The sequence below is a fragment of the Pseudoduganella sp. GW821-FHT05F09 genome (assembly GCF_059419605.1).
The window spans coordinates 922456-949231 of the sequence record NZ_JBWKSD010000001.1; the positions used below are offsets into that span (position 1 = coordinate 922456).

Here is a 26776-nt window from a genome sequence, read left to right on the forward strand (position 1 = left end):
GGCCGTTCCCTTATTGTCCGTCGTCCATCAGCACGCGCAGGCGGCTGCCCATGGGCGGCACTTCCTCCGGATCGATGTAGACGTCCAGCAGGGTGGGACCCGGATAGTTGCAGATGCCCTTGATGTCCAGCGCCTGCATGTCCTTGGCCGAGCGGATGGTGTGGCCGCGTCCGCCCAGCGCGCGCGACAGGGCTGCGAAGTCGGTGGCGGGCAGCTCGTAGCCGATCTGCTCGGCGCCGCCCAGGCGCTGGCCGTGCTTGACCATGCCCAGCGCGCGGTCGTTCAGGATCACGAAAATCACGCACTGCTGCTCGGCCACGGCCACGGACAGCTCCTGGCCGCTCATCAGCATGCTGCCGTCGCCGGTGATGCAGACCACGGGTGCGGACGGGTTGCCCGCCGCCGTGCCAATGGCCGCGCCTATGGCCCAGCCCATCGGTGCAAAGTGGCTGGTCAGGCGCAGCCAGCCGCCCGTGCTGCGGCGCTTGCCCAAGTCGCGCGCTCGCTCGCCGTCGGCGTTGCGGCGCTCGCCCATGCGGCGGTCCTGCGGCTGCAGATAGTGCGCGGCCCAGGCAATGCTGTTGCCGGCGTCGGCCAGGAAGCGCGTGCTCGGCGGGAACAGCTCGCCCAGTTCCTTCATCAGGCGCTGCGGCTTGATGGGGGCGGCGTCGCTGAAATAGGCGTGCGGCGCTTCCAGCATGTCGGAAGTGCGCCAGGCCTTGAAGGACAGCTCGCGCATGGCGCGGCGGTGCGCCGTGGCCTGGTCGTCCTGCGGATTCTGGCGCTGGATATGGCCCACCAGGCGGTCGAACACCAGGCCCAGGCTGCCGCGCAAATGCAAACGGGCCATGGGCGTGCGCGCCAGGTGTTCTTCGGATTCATCGATATGCACCAGGCGGTTGTTCAGCAGGCTGTCGCACCAGCCGCCGGTGTTCCACTCGCCCATGCTGGTGCCGGCCGCCAGGATCAGGTCCACGGACGGATCGCGCAGCGCCGCCTCGGCGGTGGCGTGGCCGCCAAAGCCGAACACGCCCCGGTACAGCGGGTGCTGCGGACTGACCAGGCCCTTGGCGTCCGGCGTGGTGACGAAGGTCGCACCTTTCAGCGTGGCGAACTGCAAGATCGAGTGAATGGACTCGCCGCAGCCGGAGCCGACCAGCACCACCACGTTGCGGGCGCGGGCCAGCAGGGCGCGCAGGCGCTCGATGCCGCTTTCGTCGATCAGCGCGGCCGGCTGGAGCAAGCTGTTCATGTCGTAGCTGGGGGCGCGCACATTGCTCGGCGCGCGGAAAACGTCCACCGGCACGCTCAGATGCACCGGCCCGGCGGGCGAGCGGGTTGCATGCTGCAATGCAGTAATCAGCTTCCATTCCAGCTGCATGGGATGTGAAATCAGCGAGTTATAGCGCGTGCAATGGCGGAACATGCCCAGCACGTCGATGCCGGTGCAGGAGGACTCCTGCAGCGTGTGTTTGCCGAAGGAAGGCAGGGCCGGCTGGCCGGAAATGACCAGCATGGGCACGCCGTTGCCGTAGGCGGTGGCGACGGCGGTCAGCATATTGGTGGCGCCGGGGCCGGAGGTGGCCACGCAGACACCGATCTTGCCGGTTTCGCGGGCGTAGCCGTCGGCCATGAAGGCCGCGCCAGCCTCGTGGCGGGCCACGATATGGCTTAGATTGCCGCCTTTGCGCAGGTTGCGGGCGATGGCGTCGTACAGCGGTTCGATGGCGCCGCCGGGCACGCCGAACACGTAGTCGACCCCCATTTGTTCCAGGTAGGCGACCAGCAGGTCGGCCATGTCCATGGTGCGTTGGGCGGCGGCAGGACGTGACTGCTCCTGTCGATTGAATTCGACATTGTCAAACATATAAGCTCCTCAATATGGGCGAATCGGCTTTCCGATAAGCCGATATTTACTAGCACTAAAGCAACAATGTATTCTGAAAGGCAATAAATGTTGCAGCGCGAGATAATAGCTTAAATTTCAGGCAATGTGTGAGATTTGGAGAGAATTAGTTAAAAAATTCTATTGCCGATTTAAGAAGGGATGGCCGGAACCGGCCATCCATGCTTATTGCCGGTTTAAGAACACAGCGCGCACGTAGAGCGAGCGGGGCGCCATCGGCAAATCGTTGGGGATGGCGCCCGGGGCCAGGCTGGGCTCGCGCACGTCGGCGTTGAACAGGTTGCGCAGGGCGACCGAAATTTCCCAGTTGCCCAGCAAGCGGCCGCTGCTGAACGCCAGGTCCACGGTGGTGTAGTTCGGTATCGGCGGCCGCGTGTCGCCCGGCGCGCGGTGGCGGTCCGCCACGCGGTTGAGCTGCGGACTGAACACGCCCATGCCGGGCACTTGCAGGTCCAGCCGGCCGTTGATGTGGTGGCGCGGCGCATAGCCCGCGTCCATGCCGGTGGCGGGGTCGATGGAGCGCTGCCACGCGTAGTTGCCCACCAGTTGCAGCGCGCGCGACGCCTGCCACACGGCCTCCAGCTCCAAGCCCTTGCTGCGCTGGTTGCCGGTATTGTTGAACGTGGCGCCGGTGCCCGCTTGCGCGTTGGGCACGCCCCGGATAATGTCCCGCAGCGCATTGCGGAACAGATTCAGGTTCAGCTGCAGATGCTGGCTGGCCTGCCAGCCCAGCGCCGCCTCCAGCGTGGCGATGCGTTCCGGCTGCAGGTCCGGATTGCCGCGCTGGACCGGATTGTTGATGCCGTACTGCTCGTTGAAAGAGGGCGCGCGGAAGGCGCGGCCGTACAGCAGCTTGGCGGTCAGGTCCAGCGCCGCATCCCACACCACGGCCAGGCGCGGATTGGTGGTGGCGCCGAAGTCTGAATAGCGGTCGCGGCGCACGCCGGCGGTCAGCGCCCAGTCGCGCGCAAACTGCCATTCGTCCTGGGCGTTGATGTAGCTGACCTGGCGCCGCTGCGGCAGCAGGAAAGGCTGGATCTGCGAGTAGTCGATCACCGGGCCGGTGGGCACGGGCACGCCGGCCGGATTGAAGATGTAGTTCTTGAAGGTGGCCGTATGGTACATGTCCAGGTCGTCGTGGCCGGCGCCGAAGCGCAGCTTGTGGCCGCTGAAGCCGTGGTACTGCGCGAACGCCGACAGCCGGATCTGCCGCTCGGACGTGTCCGGGTGGCCGATAAAACCGTCCGGGAACAAGCCGGTCGGGAAGCGCGTGCCGGGCGGCGACAGGCGCAAATCGGTGGTGATGCGCTGCTTGAACTCCAGCACGCTGGCGGTGGCGCCCACGCTCCAGTTGGCGCTGAAGTCGGGCGCGGCCCAGCCCAGGTCGGCGTGGATGCGCTCGCTGCGTCCCTTGCCCACCGGGTCCAGCGCCGAGGCCGTGCCCGCGCCGGTGCCGATATGGGAGCGCAGCTTGTAGCCTGCCCGCAAGCGCCACTGCGCCAGCGCCAGGTCCAGGTTGGCGTCGACGGCGTCGCTGCCGGTGTTGACCGGGCCGGGCGCCAGCGAGGCGTGGGTGCCGAAGGTCTTGTCGCGCGCGCTCTGCGCATCGGCCGCCACCAGCGAGCGGAAGCCGTCGGTGCCGCCCACGCGCAGGTAGGCCGCCACCGCCACCGGTCCCAGGCTGCCGCCGTGCTGCACCCAGGCGTCGCGCGTGTTGAAGGAGCCGCCGCCGGCGGCGAAGTGCGTGCCCGGCGTGTCCGCCGCGCTCTTGGTGATGATGTTGATGACGCCGCTGTAGGCGTCGGCGCCGTAAAGGGCCGAGCCGGGGCCGCGGATGATTTCGATGCGGGCGATATGCTCCACCGGGTAGCCGGCCCACAAGGTGCCGCGGCTGCCGGTGAGCAGCGTGGTCATGGGCACGCCGTTTTGCAGCATCAGCATTTGCGGATTGTTCACACTGAAGACGCCGCGCGCGATGTACAGCGGTTCGTAGTTGATGGCCGAGCGCGCCACATGCAGTCCGGGGACGGTCTCCAGCACCTGGTCCAGGTCGTTCGCGCCGATGGCGGCGATGTCTTCGGCAGTGATGACGGTGGCCACGGCGGGCGCGCGGCGCAGCGCCTGTGCCGCGCCGGTGGCGATGCTGACCGAGGATTTGTCGCCATACACGAGGGCGAGTTCTTCTTCCTCGCTCAGGTCTCCGGGGCCTGCGGCCAGCGCGGGAGGGAAGGGCAGCGCCGCAAACAGGAGCGCAGGAACGCAGGGCAAAAACCGCATGGCAGGAAGCAGTAAGGAAACCGGATTGGTCCGCTCCGATTCTCGCATGGCGCCCATGTTGCGCCAAGGACTTGATGTCAAAATACTACAATCCCTGGCGCATTTGCAAGCCGCTTCAGTGCGTGTTCAGCGCGTGTTCAGTGTTTGAGCGGCATGGACTCGCGCTGCTGTATCAGGGCGGCGAACTGCTCGGCGGGGATGGCGGGGCTCAGGTGGTAGCCTTGCATCAGGTCGCAGTTGCGGCCTTTCAGGAAGTTCAGCTGGGCCTCGGTCTCCACGCCTTCCGCCACCACCTCCAGCCGCAGGCTGTGCGCCAGCGCGATGATGGCGGTGACGATGGCCACGTCGTCCGCATCCATCGGCACGTCGCGCACGAAGGAGCGGTCGATCTTGATGATGTCGACCGGGAAGCGCTTCAGGTAGGACAGCGAGGAATAGCCGGTGCCGAAGTCGTCGATGGACAGGCGCACGCCCAGGCCGCGCAGGCGGTGCAGGGCCTTCAGCGTGTCCTGCGCGTTTTCCATCAGCGTGCTTTCGGTGATCTCCAGTTCCAGCAGGTGCGGCGGCAGGCCGGTGTCGGCCAGCACCGCTTCCACGGTGGCGGCAAATTCCTTTTGCAGCAGCTGGCGCACCGACAGGTTGACCGCCACGCGCAGCGGCGGCAGGCCTTGCTCCATCCACGCGCGCAGCTGGGCGCAGGCGGTGCGCAGCACCCAATCGCCGAGCGGATTGATCAAGCCGGTTTCCTCGGCCAGCGGGATGAACTCGTTGGGCGGCACCATGCCGCGCGTGGGATGGCGCCAGCGCACCAGCGCCTCCATGCCCATGATCTGGCCGTCCTGCAGGCTGGCCTGCGGCTGGTAATACACTTCCAGCTGTTCCTGCTCCAGCGCGCGGCGCAAGTCGCTTTCCAGGCGCACGTGCTCGGAGATGGACTGCTCCATGGACGCTTCGTAGAACTGGAAGCCTGTATTGGTCTTCTTGGCGCGGTACATGGCGCTGTCGGCGTGCTTGACCAGGGTGGCGACGTCGCCGCCGTCGTGCGGGTACATGGCGATGCCGACGCTGCTGGTGACGAAGATATCGTGGCCGTCGATCTGGAACGGCGCGGCCAGCACGCGGCAGATGTTGTGCGCGGCGGTGGCGGCGGCGGCCGGGCCGTCGAGGTCGCTCAGCACCACGGTGAATTCGTCGCCGCCGAGGCGGGCCACGGTGTCCACGTTGCGCACGCTGTGGCGCACGCGCTGGGCCACCGCCACCAGCAGGCGGTCGCCGACGTCGTGGCCCAGGTTGTCGTTGACGTATTTGAAGCGGTCCAGGTCCATGAACAGTACGCCGAGCAGTTTGCCGTCGTTGCTGGCTTGGGTGATGCCCTGCGCCAGCAGTTCGAAGAACAGGGTGCGGTTGGGCAGGCCGGTCAGCAGGTCGTTATAGGCCAGGTGGCGGATGCGTTTCTCGGCGCGGTTGGCTTCGATAATGCGGCGCACGCGCTGCGAGAGCACGGCGTAGTGGATGGGCTTCGGTATGTAGTCGCTGGCGCCGGCGGCGAAGGCGCGCTCCACCGAGGAGTTGTCCTGCAGCGCGGTGATCATCAGCACCGGGATGGAACTGCCGCCCGGCAGTTCCTGCAGGCGCGCGCAGGCGGTGAAGCCGTCCATCACCGGCATGACGGCGTCCATCAGGATCACGTCGGGATGGAAGCGCTTCAGCATGGCCAGCGCCTGCACGCCGTCGGCTGCTTCCTCCACCTGGAAGCCGTCGCGCTGCAAGGTGTAGCGCAGCGTGCTGCGGGTGCTGCGGTCGTCATCGACCACCAGCACGGAGGCCAGTTCTTCCTGCGGCGTGGGCGAGTCCTGGTTGTCGGCGCTCATTTCGGCGCTGAGGAAGGCGGCCACGGCGGCATACTGGGCGCGCAGCGCGGGCAGCAGCGGGCCGATCTGGGCCAGCTTGCGTTCGATGGCCAGCGCTTCGATCTGCTGCGCCAGCTGCGCCAGTGCATTGGCGCCCAGGTTGCCCGACGAGCCTTTCAGTGCGTGGGCGCGGGCGCGCGCGGTGTCGCTGTCGCCGCCGTGGACGGCTTGCTCCAGTTCGTTCAGATAGGCCGGGGAGTCTTCCAGGAAGGGCGATACGGCATGCGGCAGGGCCGAGCCCAGGATTTCGCGCAGCTTGTCGAAGACGTCCATGTCGATGGGCGCGGAAGGCGGCGCGCTGAGCAGGCCGCCGGCCAGGGCGTCTCCCTGCGCATCGCCTGCGGAGGACCCGCCGGCCGCGCCGTCGGCGCCGTGCGGCAGCCATTTCTGCAGCTTGTGGCGCAGCTCGACCAGCGTGATGGGCTTGGCCAGGTAGTCGTCCATGCCGGCCGCCATGCATTTCTCGGCGTCGCCGCGCTGGGTGTTGGCGGTCATGGCCAGCAGCGGGGTGCGCAGCCCGGCGGCTTCTTCCGCCACGCGGATGTGGGCGGTGGCTTCGTAGCCGTCCATCTCCGGCATGCTGCAGTCCATCAGTATCAGGTCGAAGCGGCTGCGCTTGGCCGCTTCCACGGCCTCGCGGCCGTTGGCGGCGAATTCGCACACGCAGTTGTTCATGGCCAGCATGCCGGCCGCCACCATCTGGTTGGTGCGGTTGTCTTCGGCCACCAGCACGCGGAACTGGCGCACCGGCAGCGCGCCGGCTGCCTGAGCGTGCTGCGGCTCGGCGCGGCTGCGCCCGGCCAGCAGTTCGTGCAGCGCCTCCAGCAGACGCGCCTGGCGCAGCGGCTTGGGCAGCACGGCGTGGCTGCTGGCCTGCGCGCCGGGCGGCGTGCCTGTGCCGCCGTGGCGGTCCATCAGCAGCAGGTGCGGCGACAGGCCGGCGGCGGCAATGCGGCCGGCCAGGTCGCTGCCCTGGTCGTCGGCCGCGCCGACGTTCATGATGACCACGTGGTAAGGCTGGCCCGCTTCGGCCGCCTCCTTCAGTTCCACCATCGCTTCGCGGCCGCAGCTGCTCAGGTAGCAGGTCATGCCTTGCCGCGTGAGGGCTTGCTTGAGGAAGTCCAGCACGGTGCTGCTGTCGTCCAGCGCCAGCACGCGCACATTGGCCAGCGCGGGGTCGGATTCGAAGCTGAGCTGGGTCTGCGCGGGCTGGCAGCGCACGCTGACGGTGAAGGCGGTGCCGGCGCCCGGCGCGCTCTGCACGCTGATGTCGCCGCCCATCAGGCCGACCAGCTGGCGGCAGATGGCCAGGCCCAGCCCGGTGCCGCCGTAGCGGCGCGTGGTGGACGGGTCGGGCTGGACGTAGGATTCGAACAGATGGTCCTGCACTTCCTGCGTCATGCCGATGCCGGTGTCGCGCACCTCGAACTGCAGGCCGAATTGCGCCTCCGGCGCCAGCTCCACGCGCAAGGTGACTTCGCCTTTTTCGGTGAACTTGACGGCGTTGCCCAGCAGGTTGATGAGGATCTGGCGCAGGCGCAGCGCATCGCCATTGATGCGTTCGGGCACGCCAGGCGTGATGAAGTAGGCCAGCTCCAGGCCTTTCTGCTGCGCCGGACGGGCCACCAGTTCGACCACTTCCTCCAGCAGTTTGCGCAGCTCGAAGTCGGTTTCCTCCAGCGACAGCTTGCCGGCGTCCATCTTGGAGAAGTCCAGCACGTTGTTGATCAGGTCTATCAGCGTGCGCGAGGAGTTCCAGGCCACGTCCACGCATTCCTGCTGGCGCTGCGTGAGCCGCATTTCCTTGAGCATGTCCAGCATGCCGACCACGCCGTTGAGCGGGGTGCGCACTTCATGGCTGACGGTGGCGGCGAACTGCGCCTTCATTTCGGCCATGTTGACGGCGGCGTCGCGCGATTCCTTCAGTTCTGCCTCGCGCTGTTCCAGCACGTTCATCATCTCGTTGAAGGCCTGCGCCATGTCGATCAGGTCGCGCGGCCCGGCCGGCGCGGCGCGCATGCCCGATTCGCCCGCTTCGGCGCGGCGCATCAGGTTGGACAGGGCGTTGAGCGGGTTGATCATGTGGCGCGTGAGCAGGCGCACCAGCGCCAGCAGGATGGCGGCAAACGACAGCGTCAGCGCCATATTGCCCACCAGCAGAGACCAGGTCAGGCGGTTCAGCGTGTCCTTGCCCACCTGGACGTGGACGTAGCCCAGCAGCTGCGGCTTTTGCTCCTGCATCTCGAAGGGCGAGGCTTCGCTCTGGCCGCCGTAGACCGGCGCGCCGAACAGCCAGGCGTCCGAGTTTTCGCCCACCATGCTGGCGTTGGCCGGGCTGGCCTGGGCCGCGTTCATGGCGGCCAGCTTGGCGCTCAGCGGGCCTTGCGACAGCAGCGGCTTGTGCTTGGCGTCGGTAATCTGCACACCGACCACGTCGGGGAAGGCCAGCGTGGTGCTGACCACGTCGCGCGCGTTTTCGGCGGAATGGAACAGCAGCGCAAGGGTGCTTTGGCGGGCCAGGTTGTCGGCGATGCGCTGGCCTTGCTCGGTGAAGTGGTCGCGCATGCGGCCGCGCGCTTCCCAGGAATTCATCAGCGAGGAGAACAGGGCCAGGCCAAGAATGGCGGCCGAAACGATGACGGTCAGCTGGCGGCGGAATCCTGTACGGCGCAAATAATTATGAAACATAGTCCACCGGAAGAAAGCTTCAATAAATCAGGGCTGCGGAAACACGAAATCGAAATTGCGCTGCTGCTGGTGGCCCAGGTTCAGGCCCATGTGGCTGGCGGTGCGCAGATTGATGGCCGTCTGCAGCTCGCGCAGCGGTGTCAGGCTGCGGCGCTTGCCGTCGCCGGCGATCACGCCCAGCGCGGAACTGGCCAGCGTGCGGCCCAGTTCCACATTGTTGGGCGCCATGGCGAACAGCGCGCCTTTCTTCACATGCAGCATATTCGACGAGAACACCGGCACGCCGCTGTTCCACGATTCCTTCAGCACCAGCGGCAGGATGGTGCTTTCCTCCACCGTGGTGCTGTCATGCGGCAGCCACAGCGCGTCGCGCCGGTTGTCGGCCGAGCCGATCACTTGCGGGTAGAGCTGGGCGGCCCGGGCCAGGTCGTTGGCCACGTGGGCCACCAGCTCCAGGCCCTGGGCGCGGGCGGCGTCGCGCGCCAGGCGTATCAGCCAGTCGCTTTTGGCGGGGTCGTACACCACCACCACGCGGCGCAGGTCCGGCAGCAGCGCGCGCAGGCGGGCGAACAGCACCGCAGGGTCGGGCGTGAGGCTGATGCCGGCCACGTTCTCGGCGTCCGACAGCAGCAGCACGCCGCCTACCAGCACGGTGATTTCGCGGTCCAGGCCGGCGGTCGCGTTCAGGCCCTGGCGGCCCAGCGCGATCACCACCTTGGTGCCGTTTTGCTTGAGCGTGGCGTTGAGTTCGGCGATATCCATCTTGGGATCGACCGGGTAGCTGCGCACGCGCAGCTTGGTGCGCTCCTCTATGCCCTGGATGATGCTGGTGAAGGCCGGCCGGAATTGCGGCTCCACGTTGGGGTAGAGCACGGCGATCGTGCCTTTGCCGATGGAGGCTTGTACTTCGGGACGGCGCAGCTGGTCTTCCAGCTGGGCCAGGGTGATGGGGCGCATGAATTGCCGCTGGTCGGCCGCCGGCATGCTGCCGGACTGGATGCGGGCCATAACCTCGCTCACCGTGGAGCGCGCGTCGGCGCCCGCGCCGGGCAGCTCGATGGAGGCGTCGCCTTCGTCCAGTTCGGCGTAGGCAGCCTGCGGCGCGGCGGCCGTCCCCAGCGTCAGCAGCAGCGCGGCGCAAGCGCGCAGGCGGCGGCTGGCGTTAATTGTCATTTTAATCATTATTCTATCCGGTGCGGCCTCGGCGCTATCTCGTACAGCTAGCGCCATGCAACGGCCAAATTACTGCCGGTAGTATATTCCACTTAGCACATGGATTACTTGGTGGATTAGAAAGAAATTCAATTGCTGCGAGTAATAATTAACAAATGAAAAATATTTCTACCCGGCAGGCCCGGTGGATCAAGGCTCCGGGAAAATGGAGTCAAAAGTGCGCTGTTGTCCGAGGGCAACGGATAGGCCGAAGTGGCTGGCCGAACGCCAGTTGAAAGCGGTGCGCACGGCGCGCAGCGGGGTGACGCCGGGACGGGGATTATCGCCGTTCAGCACGCCGATCGCCAGGTTGGCCAGGTCGCGCCCCAGCTCGAAGTTGTTGGGATAGAGCGCGAAGAGCGCGCCTTTTTTCACGTGCAGGATGCTGCTGGAGAAGATAGGCACGCTGCGGTTCCAGGATTCCTTCAGCACCAGCGGCACAATGGTCGATTCGTCCACCGTCACCGGATCGGACGGCAGCCAAACCGCGTCGGTGCGGCTGTCGGCCGAGGCGAAGGCGCTTTCGTAGCGGCGCGCGGCGAGCGCCAGGTCGCCCGCTTCCAGCGCCAGCAGGTCCAGGCCGTGGCTGCGCGCCGCTTCGCGCGCCAGCTTGATCATGGCGGCGTTGGTCTGCGGGTTGTAGACCACGATGACGCGCCGCACGTGGGGCATCATGCTCTTCAGGTTGGAAAACAGCAGCGCCGGGTCGGGCTGCAGGCTGATCCCGCGCAGGCGCTCGTTATCCGGCACCGAACTGACGCCGCCCACCACCACGCCGGTGGAGGCGTCGAAGGCGCTGGCCGCCTGCAGGCCCTGGCGGCCGAGGGCAATCACCACTTTGCCGCCGTTGCGCTTGAGCTGGGCCTGCAGTTCGGCGAAATCGGCATTGGCGGCCACCGGGTAGCCGCGCACGCGCAGCTTGGTCTGCTCTTCGATGCCTTCGATGATTTCAGTGAAGATCTTGCGGTGCGGCTGGCCGATGTCCGGGAAGATCACGGCGATGGATTCCGGCGCGGGCGCGCCGAACGCAGGCCCGCCCGCCAGCGCCGCGCACAGCGCGGGCAGCAGGGTCAGCACAAAGCGGCGATGGCGGAAGTCCAGGTCAGGCAAGGGGCGGGGGCGGCGGTATGGAGGTTGTCGTGTACAAAAATGTACCACGGCAGGGGCTATTGCTCAAAAACATCTTCACCGGGCTGTTGTATAGACATGCGGATCACCACTTGCAGCCAGAATCCTTTTTGTCCGTCAGAATCATGACGGGCACGATGATGAGAGCCAGGATGCCTGTGCCGGCCGCCACGTTCTTGCAGTCGGCGCGCGCGGTGCGGGCCACCGAGCTGCCCAGCGGGGTGTCGCCGGGCAGGCCGTACAGGGGCTTGTCGTAGATTTGCGCCACCGGCGGATCTCCCTTGGTGGATTTGGCGGTGGCGAGCTTGCGGGCCGACTTCATGGCCGCGTTGACGTCGAAATTGCCCGGGGAGGCCGCAGGGGCGGCAGCGAACGGATCGGCGGGCAGCTGGACTTCGGTCTGGGCTTGGGCTTGTGGCGGCGCTTGCGTCTGGGGCTGGGCGGCGGCCACGGTTGCTTCGGGCTGGACCCTGCGCGGCTGCGGACGCTGGCCCGGCTCCGCCCTGGGCTGGCGGACGGCGGCGACGGCTGGAGGCTGTTTGACAGGCTGGAGCGGCGTGGCCGGCTTGGCCGGCAGCTTTAACCAGACCATCATGCGGCGCGCGTCGGCTTGCCGCTCGGGGCGCTTGGGCGCGATGAACATGGCGATCAGCACCGCGTGCAGCAGCAGGGAAACCGCCACCCCGGGCAATAGCGTCCGATTTTTAGCCATGATTCATCTGTGTCGTATTGAATTGGAAGGATTTTACCATTCAAACAAGTTTTTTCGGCTGAAGCGATGACAGCAGTACCGCGCCGACCACCAGCGCACCGCCCAGCAGCACGGTGGCGCCGGGCGCAGTACCGAACAGCAGCCAGGCCAGCGCGATGGCGTACACCGGCTCCATGCAGATGACGATGGCGGCGGTCTGCGCCTTCACCTTCTCCAGCGCGTGGATCAGCATGGTGTAAGCCAGGGCGGTGCAGACGGCGCCCAGGCAGGCCAGCAGCAGCCATTCGCCGGCGGCCAGCGTGGCCGCTTCTCGCCAGCCGAAGGGCGCCAGCAGGCAGGCCGCCGCCAGGCATTGCCACCAGCACGACTGCGTGCCGCTCGCCGCGCTCGACAGATAGCGGTTGAATACCGCGATGCAGGCATAGATGGCGCCGGAAAGTATGCCCCACAGCAGTCCCTCCGTGGACGTGTTGCGCAGGTCGAAGGCGGGGGTGATCAGGAACAGGCCGGCCAGCACCAGCAGCAGCACGGCCACGTCGCGTGCGCGCAGGCGCTCGCCGAGTATGGCCAGTTCCAGCAGCGCCACGAACACCGGGAAGGACGCGAAGCCCAGCGTGGCCAGCGCCACGCCGCCGCTGCGCACGGCCATGAAGAAGGTGACCCAGTGCAGGGCCAGCACCAGGCCCGCCGCGATCAGCCTGGCGATGTCGCGCGCCGCCAGGCCGTGCCACGGCGCGCGCCGGCCATACAGCGCAAACAGGCCGAGCGCCAGCACCGCAAACGCGGTGCGCCCCAGTACGATCATGGTGGGGCTGGCGTGCATGGCCTGGCCGAAGAGTGCGGTGCTGCCAAACAGCATGGCGGCGCAATGGAGTTTGAACAGGGCGCTGGATCGGGACATGGCGCCCATTAGACCCGACTACGCCGAGATTGTCACCAAGCGCCCACCAAGCGCTCACCAGCCTATGTCCTTCAGCAGCGGCAGCGTCAGGTCGCGCGGCGGCGCCACGTCGTGCGTCAAGTCGCCGTTGATGGCCGGTTCCATCAGCTGGTTGGGCTTGGCGGCGGTGCTGTAATGCGAGACCGACGAACCCGGCTCCACGGGATTGGGCGCGTACATCAGGATACGCTTCTGCGCGTCGGCCCCGGCCAGCCTGGCCGGATTGACGCCCAGGCTGGCCGTTACGCCGGAGCGGGTGCGCGAACGCCGCTGCAACTGGGCGCGGATGGCGTTGCCGTCCGCCTGCGATACGCGCACGGAGGGGATGGTGACGGCGGGATCCGCGCCGCCCAGGCCGGTGACCGGTCCCGGCGCGTTGTCGACGACAATCATGGCGATGGCGCCCGCATCCTGGACGTTGCGCGCTTTTTGTACGAAGGTGCAGCTGCCCCGATCCACCAGCGCTACATTGCCATTGACGGCCAGTGCGTTGAGCGGGGACAGCGGGTCGCAGGCCAGGCCCCGGCCGTCGGCCTGGTCCACCACCGGCATCACTTGCCCCTGCAGCGGCGGATTGGCCAGCGGCGGGCCGAAGGAGGCGTCGCCCACCTCGTAGTCGTGGGCGGCGGGGCCGGCCGCCGGTCCGGCGATGGCCAGCCGCGATACCGGGTCCAGCACGCCCGGCACGGCGGCGGTGACCAGGGGACCGTTCCACGACAAGCCGTCGCCGCTGATGGCCGAGGCGGCGCGCTGGCCCGCCGTCAGCTCCACCCATTCGTGTTCCAGCCGGTTGTCCAGCAGGTAGTGGTCCCAGATGGAGGGCGTGCCGGCGTAGTAGTCGCCGCTGGTCTCGTCGGTAAAGGTCTGGAAGCCCAGGCCGTGGCCCATTTCATGCAGCAGCACGGTGACAAAGTCGGTGCCGCTGCCGAAATTGCCGTCCAGGCCGAGGTAGAAACCGGCGCCGGGCAGGCAGTCCGAGGCCAGGCCGAGACGGGAGTTGAAGGTGGCCCCGATGTGCGGATCGCTGGGGGCGGACAGGTCGGAGCCGTGCAGCTTGTTGGCGAGCGCGGCGGGATACCAGGTGTTGGGCTTGGGCGCGCCGGGGAAATCGGAGAACACGTCCCAGGCGCCGGCCGAGCCGAGCACGCCGCTGTTGACGGTGCAGGGCAGCGGATCGAAGCTGGCCAGGATGCGCACCGGCACGCTGCTGGTGAGCTGGCTGCCCCAGATATTGGCGGCGTAGGTGAAGGCGATCAGGCGCTGCTGGCCCAGCGTGGTGCCGCTGTTGCCGCCTACCGGCGCGGCGGGCGTGGGGTCGTTGAAGCCCACGCCCGGACCGTTGCCGTTGATGATGACGATGGGCACGGCGGCCAGCGCCGCGCCGGCGCCGGCCAGCAGTGCAGCTGTCGCCGCTGCGCGCAGGAATCGGAACAGGAATTGGCGCATGGTGCGCGTAACATTAGCGGCGTTCATGGCTGTGCTCCCCGCTATGTTGTTCGCCGTGCAGCGCCGTTTCGGCCGCCTGCGCTCCCTGCACGCAGATGCTGGAAATGGCGCCGTCGGCGCCGCGCGTGGCCACCGAATAGACGGCGCGTGTATTGACGCGCGACTGCCGTGTTCCGTCCGAGCGCTGCTGGACCTGGGGCGGCACTAGTGGCCCGCGCACCTGCTGCGCCCGCAGCACCGCGAATTCGGCCGGCGTGGCGGGGCGCATGGCGCCGGTTTCCGCGTCGCGCACCATGACCATGCCGTCCTGGCCGGCCGCCGTGGCGGCTTGGGTGCCAGCCAGCAGCAGCGCGGCGAGCTGGACCATGCGCCGGGCGGAGCAGGGCGCCGCGCGCCGCCGTGCCCGCCAGCCGATCAGCAGCAGGCCTGCGGCCAGCATCAGCCACTCGCCCGGCTCGGGCACGGCGTTCACCACCAGCGTGTCCAGCCCGATGTAGTCGGCATTGGCCGCCGAGCCCGTGTAGCGGAAGGCGAAGCGCACGCTGCCGCCGGGATCGGCGCTCAGGACATATTGCTGCCAGTTCGCCGGATAGGCGCTGGCGCCGCCCACCGTCATCAGCAAATTGCTGAAATCGCTGATCGACGAGCCGCCGGTCGAATAGCGGATCTCCAGCTGGTCGCTGAAGCCCGGCGTGCCCGCGCTGCGCGTGTAGAAGCTGAGCGTGGCCGCGCCCGGCAGGCTCAGCTGGGGCGTGATCAGCCAGTTGTCGATGGCGCCGCTGCCTTGCGCGGCGCTCAGGAAGTTGGCGGCGGCGTAGGCATTCTCGCCGCCCGCCTGGGCCGGGAAGATGCCGCCGTTGCCCTGGAACCAGGGCGTGCCGGCCGGCGAACTCTGGTTGACGAACAGCCAGCCGCTGAGCGCCCCCACGTTGTCAAACCCGGTGCTGAGGACGGTTACCCCCGCCTGCGCCGGCGGCGCGGCCGCCAGGACCGCCGCCGCCATGAGCGCGTAAAATATTTTCATGATGCACTCTCCTTTTCACTGAGAAATTTCGCGTAGCGCAAGGTGCGGCGCGACAGTTCAGTGTGTAGGGAAGGGCAACGTTAATATATTGATATTCGTCCGGTGTTTGAGCAAGATCAACTGATCAGTTGTCGCTTAGTTGTCGCTTAGTTGTCGAATACCGGCGCCTGCTTGCTCATATTGGCCATCATGGCCGCCTGCAAGTCGTTCGACATCAGCATGGCCGCGTTCCAGGTGGCGATATAGTTAAGGCCGTCTGCCACGCTGTGGTCGCGCGCATAGCTGATCATTTCCTTGGTCCCACGCACGGCCAGCGGCGACTTGGCGGCGATGCCGGCGGCGATCTCGCGCACCCCGCTGGCCAGCGCTTCGCGCGACTCGAACACGCGGTTCACCAGCCGGATCTCGCGCGCCTCCGCCGCGTCCACTTTGCGGCCGGTGTAGGCCAGCTCGCGCGCCATGCCTTCGCCGATCAGCCTGGGCAGGCGCTGCAAGGTGCCCACGTCCGCCGTCATGCCGATATCGATTTCCTTCACGCTGAACCAGGCGTCCGCCGAGCAGTAGCGCATGTCGGCGCAGGTGACCAGGTCGATGCCGCCGCCTATGCAGGCGCCGTGGATGGCCGCCAGCACCGGCTTGCGGCAGCGCTCCAGGCTGCTCAGGCAGTCCTGCAGGTCGAGGATGGTGCGGCGCAGGTTCTCGCGGGTGCGCCCGTCGCAGTCGTTGCGGATGGAGGCGGCCAGGCCCATCATCATCTGCAGGTCGATGCCGGACGTGAACAGCTTGCCTTCGCCTTCCAGCACCACCGCGCGCACTTCCGGCGTGCTGTCGGCCCACTCGAAGGCAGTGCGGATTTCGTGCCACATGGCCAGGTTCATGGCGTTGGCCTTGTCCGGCCGGTTCAGGCGGATCACGGCGACATGCTGTTCCAGGGCGACTTGCAGGGTTTCGTAGGTCATGAAGGTCTCTTTTATTAGGATGATGGGGTGCCGTGGGCATTTTAATGCGATTACAATGCAGGCTTCCGTTATTAGAAACAGTGCTCTAGTGCAAAGCCGCCAACTCTACCTCCGCCTGCTCCGCCAGTTCTATCCCTACCTTGGCGCCATGATAGCCACCCTGGTGGCTATTGGCGTTGCCTCGGCCACCGACGTCCTGCTGATACGCCAGCTGCAAAACGTGGTGGACGCCTTGCAGCCGGCCGCGCCGGCGGCGGGCGCGCTGGGCGGCATCAAGGGTGTGACCGGCGGCATCATGCTGACGGTGCAGGGCTGGCTGGACTCCATACTGCCCGGCAACTCGGCCGGGGCGGCGCTGTGGAGCATTCCGCTGGTCATCACCAGCCTGGCGCTGCTGCGCATGGTCAGCACGTTTTCGGGCGACTACGGCTCGGCCTGGCTGACCAGCCGCGTGCAGGCCAATCTGCGTGAAGCCATGTTCGCGCGCATGCTGCACCTGCCCAACCGCTATTACGACCAGACTTCCACCGGCGCCACGCTGTCGCGCGTGGCCTACGACGCTGCCCAGGTGGCCCAGGCTGGCCTGAGTGTGCTCAACGTGTTCGTGCGCGACTCGGTGGCCACGGTCGGCTACCTGATCGTGCTGATTACCATAGACTGGCAGCTGGCCTGCTTCTGCTTTGGTCTGCTGCCGCTGGTGGCGGTGGTGGTGACGGTGGCGGGGCGCCGTATGCGCCGCCTGGCCTCGGACGCGCAATCGGCCATGGGCGAACTGAGCAGCGTGCTGGACGAGAGCATAGGCGGCCAGCGCGTGGTGAAGATTTTCGGTGGCGAGCAATACGAGCAGCGTCGCTTCCACGACGTGGTCAAGCACAACCGCCACCTGGCGGTGAAGCACGCCTCCACGGCGGCCATCAATTCCGGCGCCATCATGATGCTGGTCGGGATCACCCTGTCGGCCGTGATCTACTTTGCGCTGCTGCGCGCGCGCGCCGGCCATCTGACGCCGGGCGATTTCGTGGCCTTCATGGTGTCGCTGATGGCCATGCAGTCGCCGATCAAGAACCTGACCAAGATTAACGAGCCGCTGCAGCGCGGCCTGGCCGCCGCCAAATCGGTGTTCGGCCTGATCGACGCGCCGGCCGAAGTGGACGAGGGCACGCGCGAGCTGAAACGTGCCAGCGGCGGCATTTCGCTGCAGGGCGTGGGCTTCCATTACAACCCGGCCGATCCGGACGCGGCGCCTGCGCTGCGCGACGTGTCGCTCGACATCGCCGCCGGCGAGACGGTGGCACTGGTGGGCGGCTCGGGCAGCGGCAAGACCACGCTGGCCGGCCTGCTGCCGCGCTTCTACGACGTGAACCAGGGCCGCATCCTGCTCGACGGCCATGACCTGCGCGACTACCGCCTGGCGGACCTGCGCTCGCAGATTGCGCTGGTGAGCCAGGACGTGGTGCTGTTCAACGACACGCTGGCCGCCAACATCGCCTACGGCGACCCGGCGCCGGACCAGGCCCGCGTGGAAGCGGCGGCGCGCGCGGCCTATGCGCACGACTTCATCATGAAGCAGCCGCAGGGCTATGCAACGCAGGTGGGCGAGAACGGTTCGCGCCTGTCCGGCGGCCAGCGCCAGCGCATGGCGATCGCGCGCGCGCTGTACAAGAACGCGCCCATCCTGATCCTGGACGAGGCCACCAGCGCGCTGGACACCGAGTCCGAGCGCCAGGTGCAGGCCGCGCTGGAAGTGCTGATGCAGGGCCGCACCACGGTGGTGATCGCGCACCGCCTCTCGACCATAGAGAAGGCGGACCGCATCGTGGTGATGGAGTCCGGCCGCATCGCCGAAGCGGGCAGCCACGACGCGCTGCTGGCGCGCGGCGGCCATTACGCCCGCCTGTACCAGACCCAGAAGCAGGCGCCGGTTCCGGGCTAGTCCTTGTCCTTCATGCGCGCGGGCGGCCGGGCATCGTCGCCCAGCACGTCCTGCACGTAGAGCATCACCACCAGCACCATCAGCACTGCCGTCATCGGCGTGGCCAGCGCCACCCCGGCCATGCCGAACACCGCGCCGAACGTCACCTGCATGGCGATGGTGAGCGCGGGCGGCAGCGCCACGGTGTGCTGGTCGATCAGCGGTTCCAGCAGATAGCCCTGCACCAGCTGGATACCGCCGAACAGGAGCAGCACGTAGAGCGCCAGCGCCGGGCTGTCCGGGAAGGCGATCAGCAGCGCCGGCACGCCCGCCATCAGCGGCCCCACGTAGGGGATGAAGTCCAGCAGGCCCGCGATAATCCCCAGCAGCAGCGCCATCGGCACGCCCAGCAGGCTAAGGCCGATGGCGGTCATGGCGCCGGCCGCCACCATCGAGCAGGCTTTGCCCACCAGCCATTTGGACAGCGTGGCGCCGATTTCGTCGAGCACGGCGCGGGCGCGCGCGCGGCGGCTGGGCGGCACAAGCGTGACGATGCCGTTCACATAAAGCTGCGGGCGCATGGCGAAGTAGATGCCCACCACGAGGATGATGAGGGCGTTGCCCAGCGCGCCGAATACGCCCGAGAAGAACAGGCCGGCGTTCGGCACCAGGGCGGACATCTGGCGCGCGAGTTCCTTGTTGCTGGGGAGTTCATCGAGCAGGGCGCGCAGCCTTGGGTAGCGCGCCAGGTCGTTGCGCACCTGGTCGAGCGAGGTGGGCACCACCTGCGCCAGGTGGCTGGCCTGTTCCGACAGCTGCGGAGCCATCAGCCAGCCGCCCACGCCGAGCAGCGCCGCCAGCAGCGCGATCACCAGCGCCAGTGCGAGGCGGTGCGAGGGCAGGTGCAGGCGCCGCCAAGCGATGCGGGCCAGCGCGTTGAGCAGGATGGCGAACAGGATGCAGGCGAAGATGAGCAGCAGGGCGTCGGCCGCGAACCACAGCGCGGCAAGCGTCAGCAGGAACAGGGCGGCGATGCCGTCCATCAGCACAACGCGGTGCAGGAAACCGCGCTGGCCGGTGTCGGCCGCCTGCGTGGAGTGGTCGTTGCTCATCCGTATATGATTGCGCATTTCGCGTATGCGTGACGCACGGCGCGTTCAATGCAGGGTCTGCAGGTAGGCGGCGATGTCCAGCGCGTCCTGTTCGGGTACGCCCAGCACCGGCATGGTGGTGTTGGGCTCGACGTGGCGCGGATCGCGCACCCAGAGCGCCAGGTTGGCCGGGGAATTGGGCAGGCGCCCGGCGATCAGCGCGCGGCCGCCGATGCCTTGCAGCGGCGGGCCAACGTAGACGCGCGAGCCGGTCACGCCGGGGATCATGTGGCAGGCATGGCAGGCATACTGCGTCAGCGCTGCGCGTCCGCGTTCGGCCAGGCCGGGGCGCAGCGCGGCTGGCGCCTTGCCCGGCGGGGCGCCGGCTTCCGCCATCCAGTCGCGGTAGCTGGCCTGCGTCATCCGGGGCATCTCGGCCAGGAAGGCCACCGTCGCCCACAAGTCCTGCTCGTCCATGTGGTGCTCCCACGCCGGCATGCCGCTCATCTTGATGCCGTGCCGGACGATCCAGTACATCTCGGCCGGGCGCCAGCGGCGCGCCGCGTCCACCAGCGGGCCGGGCACCGGCTGCATGCTCTGGCCGAACTTCTCCTGCGCCACGCCGGGACCGCCGTGGCAGGCCACGCAATGGCTGCGGTACATAGCCGCGCCGCGCCGTATCAGCGCCGGCTCGTCGAGCGGCGGCGCGGGTATGTCGCGCGCATTGCGCCGCACGGACGCGTGCATGGCCCGCTCCAGCACCGTGTGCACCGGCTGCAGGTGCTGGCGGTTGGCGGCCACGTCGTACCAGCCGCCTTCCACCACCTCGTAGGCGCCCAGCGCGCCAAGCGCAGCCAGCCCGGCCGCTGTCGCAGCCACAGTCTTGAGCATGAGCCGGCGCCGGTTGGATGGCATTGTGTGTGGTCAATAGAAATTAGCCAATTTTGGCATTCTTGTATTATAGCCAGTGACCTCATCAGCACAGGAGTTCTACGGTGCGCACCTACCGGACAGTCGGCTGCATGGCTCTGACACTGGCTACACTGGCCGGGTGCGGCGACGACGGTCCGGCCGCCATTCCCGTGCCCGGCGGAAATGCCGGTGTCGGGAGGGTTCTGCTGGAACGCTACCACTGTGCCGCTTGCCACAGCATTCCCGGCGTCGAAGGCGCGCAAGGCAGAACCGGCCCGGCGCTGGATACCTTCGGGCGCGCCAGCTATATCGCCGGCGACCTTCCCAACTCCCCGGACGTTCTGCAGCGCTGGATTGCCAACCCGGCTGCCATGAAACCCGGCACGGCCATGCCCGCCATGGGCGTGGCGCCGGCCGACGCGCGCGACATGGCGGCCTATCTCTACACGCTGCGCTGACCATGGACGCCGTCTTCGCCCCCGCCAGCGCCGATGCCGCCATCATCGCGCAGATGGCATGGGTGCTCGTTGCGGGCGCCGCGCTGATCTTCGGCGGTGTGATGCTGCTGATGGGGCTCAGCCTGCGGCGGCGGACCGGGGCGCTGCGGCCCGGCCTGTGGATAGTGGGCGGCGGCCTGCTGCTGCCCATCGCCGTGCTGTCGGCACTGATGGCCTACAACGTCCGGCGCAGCACGCAACTGGCCATGCAGACCTCGCAGGGCGCGCTGGTGGTGTCGGTGACGGCCAAAATGTGGTGGTGGGAAGTCCGCTACGCCGACCCCGCCGGGGGCGCGGACATCGTGCTGGCCAACGAGCTGCACCTGCCCGCCGGCCGCCCGGTGTACCTTGCCCTCACCAGCACGGACGTGATCCACAGCTTCTGGGTGCCCGCGCTGGCGGGCAAGATGGACATGGTGCCGGGCCGGATGACCGGACTTGCGCTGCGGCCGTCCAGGCCTGGCGTCTATCGCGGCCAGTGCGCCGAGTACTGCGGCCTCCAGCACGCCAGGATGGCGCTGCACGTCGTCGTCGAGCCGCCCGCCGCCTTCAATGCCTGGCTGGCAAACGAGGCCAGGCCCCAACCGTTCCTCTCCGCGCGCGCTTCGGCCGGGAATGCCGATGCCGGCGGGAGCGCGGCCAGCGGCGAAGCCCGCGCACGCCTGGCGCTGGGACGCAGCGCGTTCGAGCAGCATTGCGCCGCCTGCCACGCCGTCCGCACTGCCGCAGGCCGGCTGGGACCGGGGCCCGGGCCGGAGTCAGAGCCAGCTCCAGCGCGCGCAAAGCTGCCCGGCGCCGGTCCGGACCTGACGCACGTCGCCAGCCGCATGTACCTGGCAGCGGGCACGCTGCGCAACGAACCCGGCGCGCTGGCCGCCTGGATCAGCGATCCGCATGTCCACAAGCCCGGCGTCCGCATGCCTGCGGCTGCGGGCATGGACCCGGCAAAGCTGCAAGCGCTGGCCGCCTACCTGGAGCAACTGAAATGAGCCGCCTGCCTAGCAGCCTCCCGCGCCCGCGCGGCGAACTGGAGCAACTGGAGCGCGTGTGGCGCACGCCCGCCGGATGGCGCCATTTCAGTACCGTCAACAACACCAACATCGGCCGCCTGTACCTCGCCACTGCATTGCTGTTTTTCCTGCTGGCGGGCGTACTTGGCCTGCTGATGCGGCTGCAGCTGGCCGTGCCGGACAACACCCTGCTGGACGCGGCCACTTACAACCAGGTATTCACCATGCACGGCACGGTGATGATGTTCCTGTTCGCCATCCCGGTGGTGGAGGCCTTCGCTGTCTATCTGCTGCCCAATATGCTGGGCGCGCGCGATTTGCCATTCCCACGCCTGTCGGCTTACGCCTACTGGGCCTACGCCATCGGCGGCCTGGCCTTCTTCTGCACGCTGTTCGCCGGCCTGGCGCCGGACGGTGGCTGGTTCATGTATCCGCCGCTGACCGGCAAGGCCTGGTCGCCGGCCCTGGGCGCGGACTTCTGGCTGCTGGGCATAGGCTTCATCGAGATCTCCGCCATCGCAGGCGCCATCGAACTGGTGACCGGCATCCTGTTCACCCGCGCGCCCGGCATGACGCTGGCGCGCATGCCGGTGTTCGCCTGGGCCATGCTGATCGTCGGCCTGATGATCGTGTTTGCCTTCCCGGCGGTGATCGCCGGCACCGCGCTACTGGAGCTGGAGCGCGCCTGGGACTGGCCTTTCTTCATACCGGAACGCGGAGGCGACCCGGCCTTGTGGCAGCACCTGTTCTGGTTCTTCGGCCATCCCGAGGTGTATATCATTTTCCTGCCCGCCGCCGGGCTGGTGTCCACCATGCTGCCCGCCATTGCCGGCACGCCGCTGGTGGGGCGGCGCGCGGTGATCTGGTCCATGGCCGCCACCGGCATCGTCAGCTTCGCGCTGTGGGCGCACCATATGTTCACCGGCGGGCTCACCTTGCTGTCCGCCAGCCTGGTTTCGGCGGCCAGCATGGTGGTGGCGATACCCGCCTCGGTGCAGGTGTTCGCCTGGATCGCCACCATGTGGCGCGGCAGCGTGCGGCGCAGCGGGGGACTGAACGGTCCCGCTTTGTTCATGCTGGGTTTCCTCGCTATCTTTGCGCTCGGCGGCTTGACCGGCGTGATGGTGGCGGTGCTGCCCTTCGACTGGCAGGCGCATGACAGCTACTTCGTCGTCGCCCACCTGCATTACGTGCTGGTGGGCGGCATGCTGTTCCCGGTCTTCGCCGGCATCTGCTACTGGCTGCCGCTGCTGAACGGGCACACCATGTCCGAACGCTGGACGCGCTGGTCGTTCTGGCTGATGTTCGGCGGCTTCAATCTCGGCTTCTTCACCATGCACATCACCGGCCTGCAAGGCATGCCGCGCCGCGTCTACACCTACGCGGCGGACCTGGGCTGGAATAGCCTGAACATGGTGTCCACCATCGGCTCCTTCGTGTTCGCGGCGGGCGTGCTGCTGTTCACGGTGGACGTGGTGCGCACGCTGTGCCGCCCGAGGAAGGACAAGGGCAACCCCTGGAACGCGCCGACCATGGAATGGCTGCCGGACAAGGAGTACGGTCCGCGCAGCATTCCGCTGGTGGCGTCCACCGAGCCGCTGTGGGAACAAGAGGGGCTGGCGCAGCAGGTGGAGCAGGGCGCGCATTTCCTGCCCGGCAGCGCCACAGGGCGGCGCGAAACCATCTTCACCGGCTGGAAGGACGCCAGCCCGCGCTACCTGCTGGTGCTGGCGGGCGACAGCTGGTGGCCGCTGGCGGCGGCCGCCGGCACCGCAGGCTACTTCCTGCTGCTGACCGTGAAATGGACCGTGGCGGCATGGCTGTGCGGCCTGCTGGCGGTGGGCGCGGTGATGGCGTGGCTGTGGCAGACCGACCGCATCCCACCGATGGCCAGCGCCAGGGTGGCCGACAATCTGCTGCTGCCGGTGGGCGAGCGCGGCGGCAAGGGGCATTCATGGTGGGCTTGCGTCATCATGCTGGTGGTGGACGGCAGTATCTTCGCCTCGTTCGCATTTGCCCACATCCACCTGGCGATGCTGCTCGCGGTGTGCCCGCCGCCGGGCGCCAGCCTGGCCGGTACGCCGTGGGCATGGCTGTCGAGTGCATTGTGGCTGGCGGCGGCAGGCCTGGTCGCGCTGGCGTGCCGCCCGGCGCGGATGCTGGACGGCGTATCGCAGCGCGGCTTGCGGCTGCTGGTGATGGCGGCGCTGGCTTGCACGCTGGCCGCTTTGGGTTGCGATATCGCGGGCCAAGTGGAGGCAGGGCTGTCGCCCCGGCGGGATGGCTGGAGTGCGTCGGTGGCGGTGCTGGCCGCGTATCAGGGGCTGCACGTGCTGCTGCTGGCGCTGGCGGCGCCGTATCTGTGCGCGCGCTCCTGGCGCCGTCATCTCACCCCAGCCAGCCGGGCCACGCTGAACAACGTGGCGCTGATCTGGTACTACACGGCGGCGCAGGGCGTGCTGGCGGCGTGGCTGCCGCGAATAGTATCAACTTAGAACGAATACACCAGCGTCAGCGAGGTTTGCGTATCGGTGTTCTTTTTTTCATCGGGCACATTGGTGTCGCTGCGCGCGCTGAAGGCGGCCTTCATCTGCATGGTGCCGTTGATCTTGGTGCTGAGCGCCGTTTCCGCCTGCGAGTGCAGGTTGGACGTGCCGCGTTCCATGCTCACCGTTTGCGTGAACAAGGCCGAAGGGCTGAGCTGCCAGCGCATCGACGCGGCGCCGCGCACGGTCATGCCGTTTTCGGACTCGCCGGTGGCGCGCGTGCCGGTGAAATAGCCCGGACCAAGTTCCACGTCCAGCGTCTTGTCGCGCGATTTGTACCAGCGCGAGCTGTGACCGACCGACAGCGAGCTGTAAGTGGTGTAGGCGCCGAACTTGTCGTCCACATGGGAGCCGAGCACGAACAGCTTCTTGTTGTCGTCCAGCAGCTTGTACGCAGCCTTGGCGGACAGCGCGAAACGCTCGGCCGAGCGCTCGCGCAGCTTGCTGCCGTTGTCGGTGTGGGTTTCGTCTTCTTTGAAATAGCCGCTCAGGATGTACTCGTTGCTCCAGTTTTCCAGCTCCTGGCGCGCATCGATCTTGCCGGTGACGGAGGTGCCGACGGTGTTGCCGGTGGTGGTGATGGCGCCGAGTTCTGCGGAGGTGGACCAGGTGCGTTCGGGAATGTCTTGGGCGGCTGCGCCGCCGTGCGCGACGGCCAGCGTCAGCGCGATCAGGGATATCAGTTTCATGTGCGAAGTGCCGTGCCGGCGGGCCGGTCTGAATACGGTGAGCCAGCATTGTACCCGATTGATACTGGCTCAGCCGCACATGTGACATTCCGTTACGATACTGCTTAAGCTGCGAAGCCGCCGTCGATGGTCAGGCTGGAGCCGGTGACGAAGGCCGCTTCAGGGCTGGCCAGGTAGGCCACCATGCCGGCGATTTCTTCCGGACGGCCGTGGCGCTTGACCGCCATCAGGGCATGCAGGGCTGCGCCGAAGTCGCCGTTTTCCGGGTTCATATCGGTGTCCACCGGGCCAGGCTGCACGTTGTTGATGGTGATGCCGCGCGGAGCCAGGTCACGCGACAGGCCTTGCGCCAGGCCGGTCAGGGCGGACTTGCTCATGGCGTAGGCGGCGCCGCCGGCGAACGGCATGCGCACGGCGTTGGTGCTGCCGATGTTGATGATGCGGCCACCCTTGTCCATGTACGGCAGCACCGATTGCACCGCCACGAACACGGCGCGGATGTTGACGGCCACGGTGTCGTCGAAGTCCTTCAGCGAGAACTCGGCCACGTCGCCCATGCGCAGCACTCCCGCGTTGTTCACCAGGATGTCGATCTTGCCGAATTGCGCGGCGGCCTGCTTGATGGCGGCGATCACCGCGTCCGAGTCGGCTGCGTCGGCTTTCAGGGCCAGGGCGCGGCCGCCGGCGGCGGTGATGCTGGCAGCCAGCGCGTCCGCCACGGCGGACGAGGACTGGTAGGTGAAGGCGACGGCGGCGCCGCCTTCAGCCAGGCGGCGGACGACAGCTGCGCCGATGCCGCGTGCGCCGCCGGTGACGAAGGCGACTTTGTTGGCGAAGGTGGTAGCGGTGGTGATGGTGTTGGTAGCGGTGGTCATTTTGAATCTCCTTGGGGTTGGTTGATGAACCCAGTATGTCCCACGCATTAGGCTCGCGCTAGGTGGTAATCTGCCGTATCAGTTTCAACCAATGGTATAAAATGGTCTAATGGAACCGCTCAACTACCTTGAATCTTTCATCCAGGCTGCAGAAACCGGCAGTTTTTCAGCTGCCGCGCGCCGCCTGGGACTGACGCCCGCCGCCGTGAGCAAGAACGTGGCGCGGCTGGAGGCCAGCCTGGGCCTGCGCCTGTTCCAGCGCAGCACCCGCAGCCTGACCCTCACCAGCGGCGGCGAGCGTTTCCTGCACCAGATAGGCGGCGCCTTCGCCACCGTGCAGGACGCCATCGTCAATGCTGCGGCGGACGAGGGCCAGCCCTCGGGTGTGCTGAAAGTGGGCATGGCGCTGGCCTTTGGCCGGGAATACGTGCTGCCCATGCTGGACGGCTTCCTGGAGCGCTATCCTGCCGTGCTGCCGGACTGGCACTTCGACAACCGGGCGGTGGATTTGATCGGCGGCGGCTTCGACGCCGCCATCGGCGGCGGCATAGAGCTGACGCAGGGCGTAGTCGCCCGGGAGTTGGCGCGGGCGCACGTGGTGGCCGCCGCGTCGCCGGCCTATATGGCGCAGCGGCGCATGCCGGAGCACCCGTCCGAGCTGGCGCAGTTCGACAGCATCGTGCGCCGTTCGGCGGGCACGGGGCGCGCCAAGGTGTGGACGCTAAGGCACGACAACGGCGATGAAGCGTTGGCCGGCGGCCGGCCCCGCATTATCTTCGACGACCCGGAAGCGATGGCGCACGCCGCCATGCGCGGCCTGGGCGTGGCGCTGCTGCCCATGCCGCACGCGGCGCGCTGGCTGAAGAGCGGGGCGCTGATACGGCTTTTGCCCGGCTGGCGCGGGGACGCGGGGCCGGTGTCGGTCTACTACCCCAGCAAGAAGCTGCTGCCCGCGAAGACGCGGGTCTTTGTCGACCACGTGGTCGAGCATTTCCGCCGGCCGGAGATGGTGGCCCTGCTGGACAGCCGAAATTACTAACTA

At 67.6% G+C, this 26776-nt stretch carries 19 protein-coding genes; 5 read left to right on the forward strand and 14 right to left on the reverse strand.

Annotated elements, in window-relative coordinates; all coding sequences use genetic code 11:
- Positions 1–10: 10 nt before the first annotated feature.
- From AC07S4_RS03895 to AC07S4_RS03940, 10 genes are all read right to left on the reverse strand, one after another.
- On the reverse strand, positions 11–1867 hold the full coding sequence (locus AC07S4_RS03895) for a thiamine pyrophosphate-binding protein (protein ID WP_494985340.1): 1857 nt from the start codon (positions 1865–1867) through the stop codon (positions 11–13).
- A gap of 204 nt (positions 1868–2071) precedes the next feature.
- A complete protein-coding gene (locus AC07S4_RS03900; protein WP_494985341.1) occupies positions 2072–4183 on the reverse strand; it encodes a TonB-dependent receptor plug domain-containing protein in 2112 nt (703 codons plus the stop codon).
- Positions 4184–4320: 137 nt separating this feature from the next.
- A complete protein-coding gene (locus AC07S4_RS03905; RefSeq protein ID WP_494985342.1) occupies positions 4321–8781 on the reverse strand; it encodes an EAL domain-containing protein in 4461 nt (1486 codons plus the stop codon).
- A 27-nt stretch (positions 8782–8808) separates the two neighbouring features.
- Positions 8809–9963 carry an ABC transporter substrate-binding protein gene (locus AC07S4_RS03910; protein ID WP_494985343.1) on the reverse strand — a complete coding sequence of 385 codons (1155 nt, stop codon included), beginning with the start codon at positions 9961–9963 and terminating at the stop codon, positions 8809–8811.
- 180 nt (positions 9964–10143) lie between these two features.
- Positions 10144–11103, reverse strand: a complete 960-nt coding sequence (locus AC07S4_RS03915; RefSeq protein ID WP_494985344.1) for an ABC transporter substrate-binding protein — start codon at positions 11101–11103, stop codon at positions 10144–10146.
- Between the two features lie 103 nt (positions 11104–11206).
- On the reverse strand, positions 11207–11833 hold the full coding sequence (locus AC07S4_RS03920) for a hypothetical protein (RefSeq protein WP_494985345.1): 627 nt from the start codon (positions 11831–11833) through the stop codon (positions 11207–11209).
- A gap of 40 nt (positions 11834–11873) precedes the next feature.
- Positions 11874–12734 carry a DMT family transporter gene (locus AC07S4_RS03925; protein ID WP_494985346.1) on the reverse strand — a complete coding sequence of 287 codons (861 nt, stop codon included), beginning with the start codon at positions 12732–12734 and terminating at the stop codon, positions 11874–11876.
- A gap of 54 nt (positions 12735–12788) precedes the next feature.
- Positions 12789–14246 (reverse strand): PA domain-containing protein, encoded by a 1458-nt coding sequence (locus AC07S4_RS03930; RefSeq protein ID WP_494985347.1) that lies wholly within the window; start codon positions 14244–14246, stop codon positions 12789–12791.
- Positions 14233–15243, reverse strand: a complete 1011-nt coding sequence (locus tag AC07S4_RS03935) for a choice-of-anchor J domain-containing protein (protein WP_494985348.1) — start codon at positions 15241–15243, stop codon at positions 14233–14235. Before AC07S4_RS03935 ends, AC07S4_RS03930 begins: the two co-directional genes overlap by 14 nt.
- Before the next feature lie 146 nt (positions 15244–15389).
- Positions 15390–16202, reverse strand: a complete 813-nt coding sequence (locus tag AC07S4_RS03940; RefSeq protein WP_494985349.1) for a crotonase/enoyl-CoA hydratase family protein — start codon at positions 16200–16202, stop codon at positions 15390–15392.
- Positions 16203–16257: 55 nt separating this feature from the next.
- Between AC07S4_RS03940 and msbA the strand changes: the two genes are divergently transcribed.
- Positions 16258–18135, forward strand: coding sequence for a lipid A export permease/ATP-binding protein MsbA (msbA, locus tag AC07S4_RS03945; RefSeq protein ID WP_494985350.1), 1878 nt, complete (start codon positions 16258–16260; stop codon positions 18133–18135).
- On the opposite strand, the gene AC07S4_RS03950 is transcribed toward msbA, so the two are convergent.
- Together AC07S4_RS03950 and AC07S4_RS03955 are read right to left on the reverse strand one after the other, a co-directional pair.
- A complete protein-coding gene (locus AC07S4_RS03950; protein WP_494985351.1) occupies positions 18132–19226 on the reverse strand; it encodes an AI-2E family transporter in 1095 nt (364 codons plus the stop codon). The two genes, msbA and AC07S4_RS03950, sit on opposite strands and share 4 nt — an antisense overlap.
- 45 nt (positions 19227–19271) lie before the next feature.
- On the reverse strand, positions 19272–20096 hold the full coding sequence (locus AC07S4_RS03955) for a c-type cytochrome (RefSeq protein WP_494985352.1): 825 nt from the start codon (positions 20094–20096) through the stop codon (positions 19272–19274).
- 131 nt (positions 20097–20227) lie between these two features.
- Here AC07S4_RS03955 and AC07S4_RS03960 point away from each other — a divergent pair, with 131 nt between their 5' ends.
- The 3 genes from AC07S4_RS03960 to AC07S4_RS03970 are packed head-to-tail and all read left to right on the forward strand — an operon-like array spanning position 20228 to position 24119.
- Entirely contained in the window at positions 20228–20575 is a 348-nt protein-coding gene (locus AC07S4_RS03960) for a c-type cytochrome (protein ID WP_494985353.1), read from the forward strand.
- A 53-nt stretch (positions 20576–20628) separates the two neighbouring features.
- Complete coding sequence (locus tag AC07S4_RS03965) at positions 20629–21603, forward strand: cytochrome c oxidase subunit II (protein ID WP_494985354.1); 975 nt, start codon at positions 20629–20631, stop codon at positions 21601–21603.
- The gene (locus AC07S4_RS03970; protein WP_494985355.1) at positions 21600–24119 is read left to right on the forward strand and encodes a cbb3-type cytochrome c oxidase subunit I; all 2520 of its coding nucleotides are present in this window, start codon (positions 21600–21602) and stop codon (positions 24117–24119) included. Before AC07S4_RS03965 ends, AC07S4_RS03970 begins: the two co-directional genes overlap by 4 nt.
- Here AC07S4_RS03970 and AC07S4_RS03975 read toward each other — a convergent pair.
- A complete protein-coding gene (locus tag AC07S4_RS03975; protein ID WP_494985356.1) occupies positions 24116–24859 on the reverse strand; it encodes a DUF481 domain-containing protein in 744 nt (247 codons plus the stop codon). The two genes, AC07S4_RS03970 and AC07S4_RS03975, sit on opposite strands and share 4 nt — an antisense overlap.
- Before the next feature lie 104 nt (positions 24860–24963).
- Positions 24964–25734, reverse strand: a complete 771-nt coding sequence (locus tag AC07S4_RS03980) for an SDR family oxidoreductase (RefSeq protein WP_494985357.1) — start codon at positions 25732–25734, stop codon at positions 24964–24966.
- Between the two features lie 109 nt (positions 25735–25843).
- Between AC07S4_RS03980 and AC07S4_RS03985 the strand changes: the two genes are divergently transcribed.
- Complete coding sequence (locus tag AC07S4_RS03985; RefSeq protein ID WP_494985358.1) at positions 25844–26773, forward strand: LysR family transcriptional regulator; 930 nt, start codon at positions 25844–25846, stop codon at positions 26771–26773.
- Positions 26774–26776: the final 3 nt, after the last annotated feature.

Bases quoted from the DNA above. Each gene is read 5' to 3' on its own strand.
- AC07S4_RS03895 (WP_494985340.1), bottom strand. From the start codon at position 1,867: ATGTTTGACAATGTCGAATTCAATCGACAGGAGCAGTCACGTCCTGCC.
- AC07S4_RS03900 (WP_494985341.1), bottom strand. From the start codon at position 4,183: ATGCGGTTTTTGCCCTGCGTTCCTGCGCTCCTGTTTGCGGCGCTGCCC.
- AC07S4_RS03905 (WP_494985342.1), bottom strand. From the start codon at position 8,781: ATGTTTCATAATTATTTGCGCCGTACAGGATTCCGCCGCCAGCTGACC.
- AC07S4_RS03910 (WP_494985343.1), bottom strand. From the start codon at position 9,963: ATGATTAAAATGACAATTAACGCCAGCCGCCGCCTGCGCGCTTGCGCC.
- AC07S4_RS03920 (WP_494985345.1), bottom strand. From the start codon at position 11,833: ATGGCTAAAAATCGGACGCTATTGCCCGGGGTGGCGGTTTCCCTGCTG.
- AC07S4_RS03925 (WP_494985346.1), bottom strand. From the start codon at position 12,734: ATGTCCCGATCCAGCGCCCTGTTCAAACTCCATTGCGCCGCCATGCTG.
- AC07S4_RS03930 (WP_494985347.1), bottom strand. From the start codon at position 14,246: ATGAACGCCGCTAATGTTACGCGCACCATGCGCCAATTCCTGTTCCGA.
- AC07S4_RS03935 (WP_494985348.1), bottom strand. From the start codon at position 15,243: ATGAAAATATTTTACGCGCTCATGGCGGCGGCGGTCCTGGCGGCCGCG.
- AC07S4_RS03940 (WP_494985349.1), bottom strand. From the start codon at position 16,202: ATGACCTACGAAACCCTGCAAGTCGCCCTGGAACAGCATGTCGCCGTG.
- msbA (WP_494985350.1), top strand. From the start codon at position 16,258: ATGCAGGCTTCCGTTATTAGAAACAGTGCTCTAGTGCAAAGCCGCCAA.
- AC07S4_RS03950 (WP_494985351.1), bottom strand. From the start codon at position 19,226: ATGAGCAACGACCACTCCACGCAGGCGGCCGACACCGGCCAGCGCGGT.
- AC07S4_RS03955 (WP_494985352.1), bottom strand. From the start codon at position 20,096: ATGCTCAAGACTGTGGCTGCGACAGCGGCCGGGCTGGCTGCGCTTGGC.
- AC07S4_RS03960 (WP_494985353.1), top strand. From the start codon at position 20,228: ATGGCTCTGACACTGGCTACACTGGCCGGGTGCGGCGACGACGGTCCG.
- AC07S4_RS03965 (WP_494985354.1), top strand. From the start codon at position 20,629: ATGGCATGGGTGCTCGTTGCGGGCGCCGCGCTGATCTTCGGCGGTGTG.
- AC07S4_RS03970 (WP_494985355.1), top strand. From the start codon at position 21,600: ATGAGCCGCCTGCCTAGCAGCCTCCCGCGCCCGCGCGGCGAACTGGAG.
- AC07S4_RS03975 (WP_494985356.1), bottom strand. From the start codon at position 24,859: ATGAAACTGATATCCCTGATCGCGCTGACGCTGGCCGTCGCGCACGGC.
- AC07S4_RS03980 (WP_494985357.1), bottom strand. From the start codon at position 25,734: ATGACCACCGCTACCAACACCATCACCACCGCTACCACCTTCGCCAAC.
- AC07S4_RS03985 (WP_494985358.1), top strand. From the start codon at position 25,844: ATGGAACCGCTCAACTACCTTGAATCTTTCATCCAGGCTGCAGAAACC.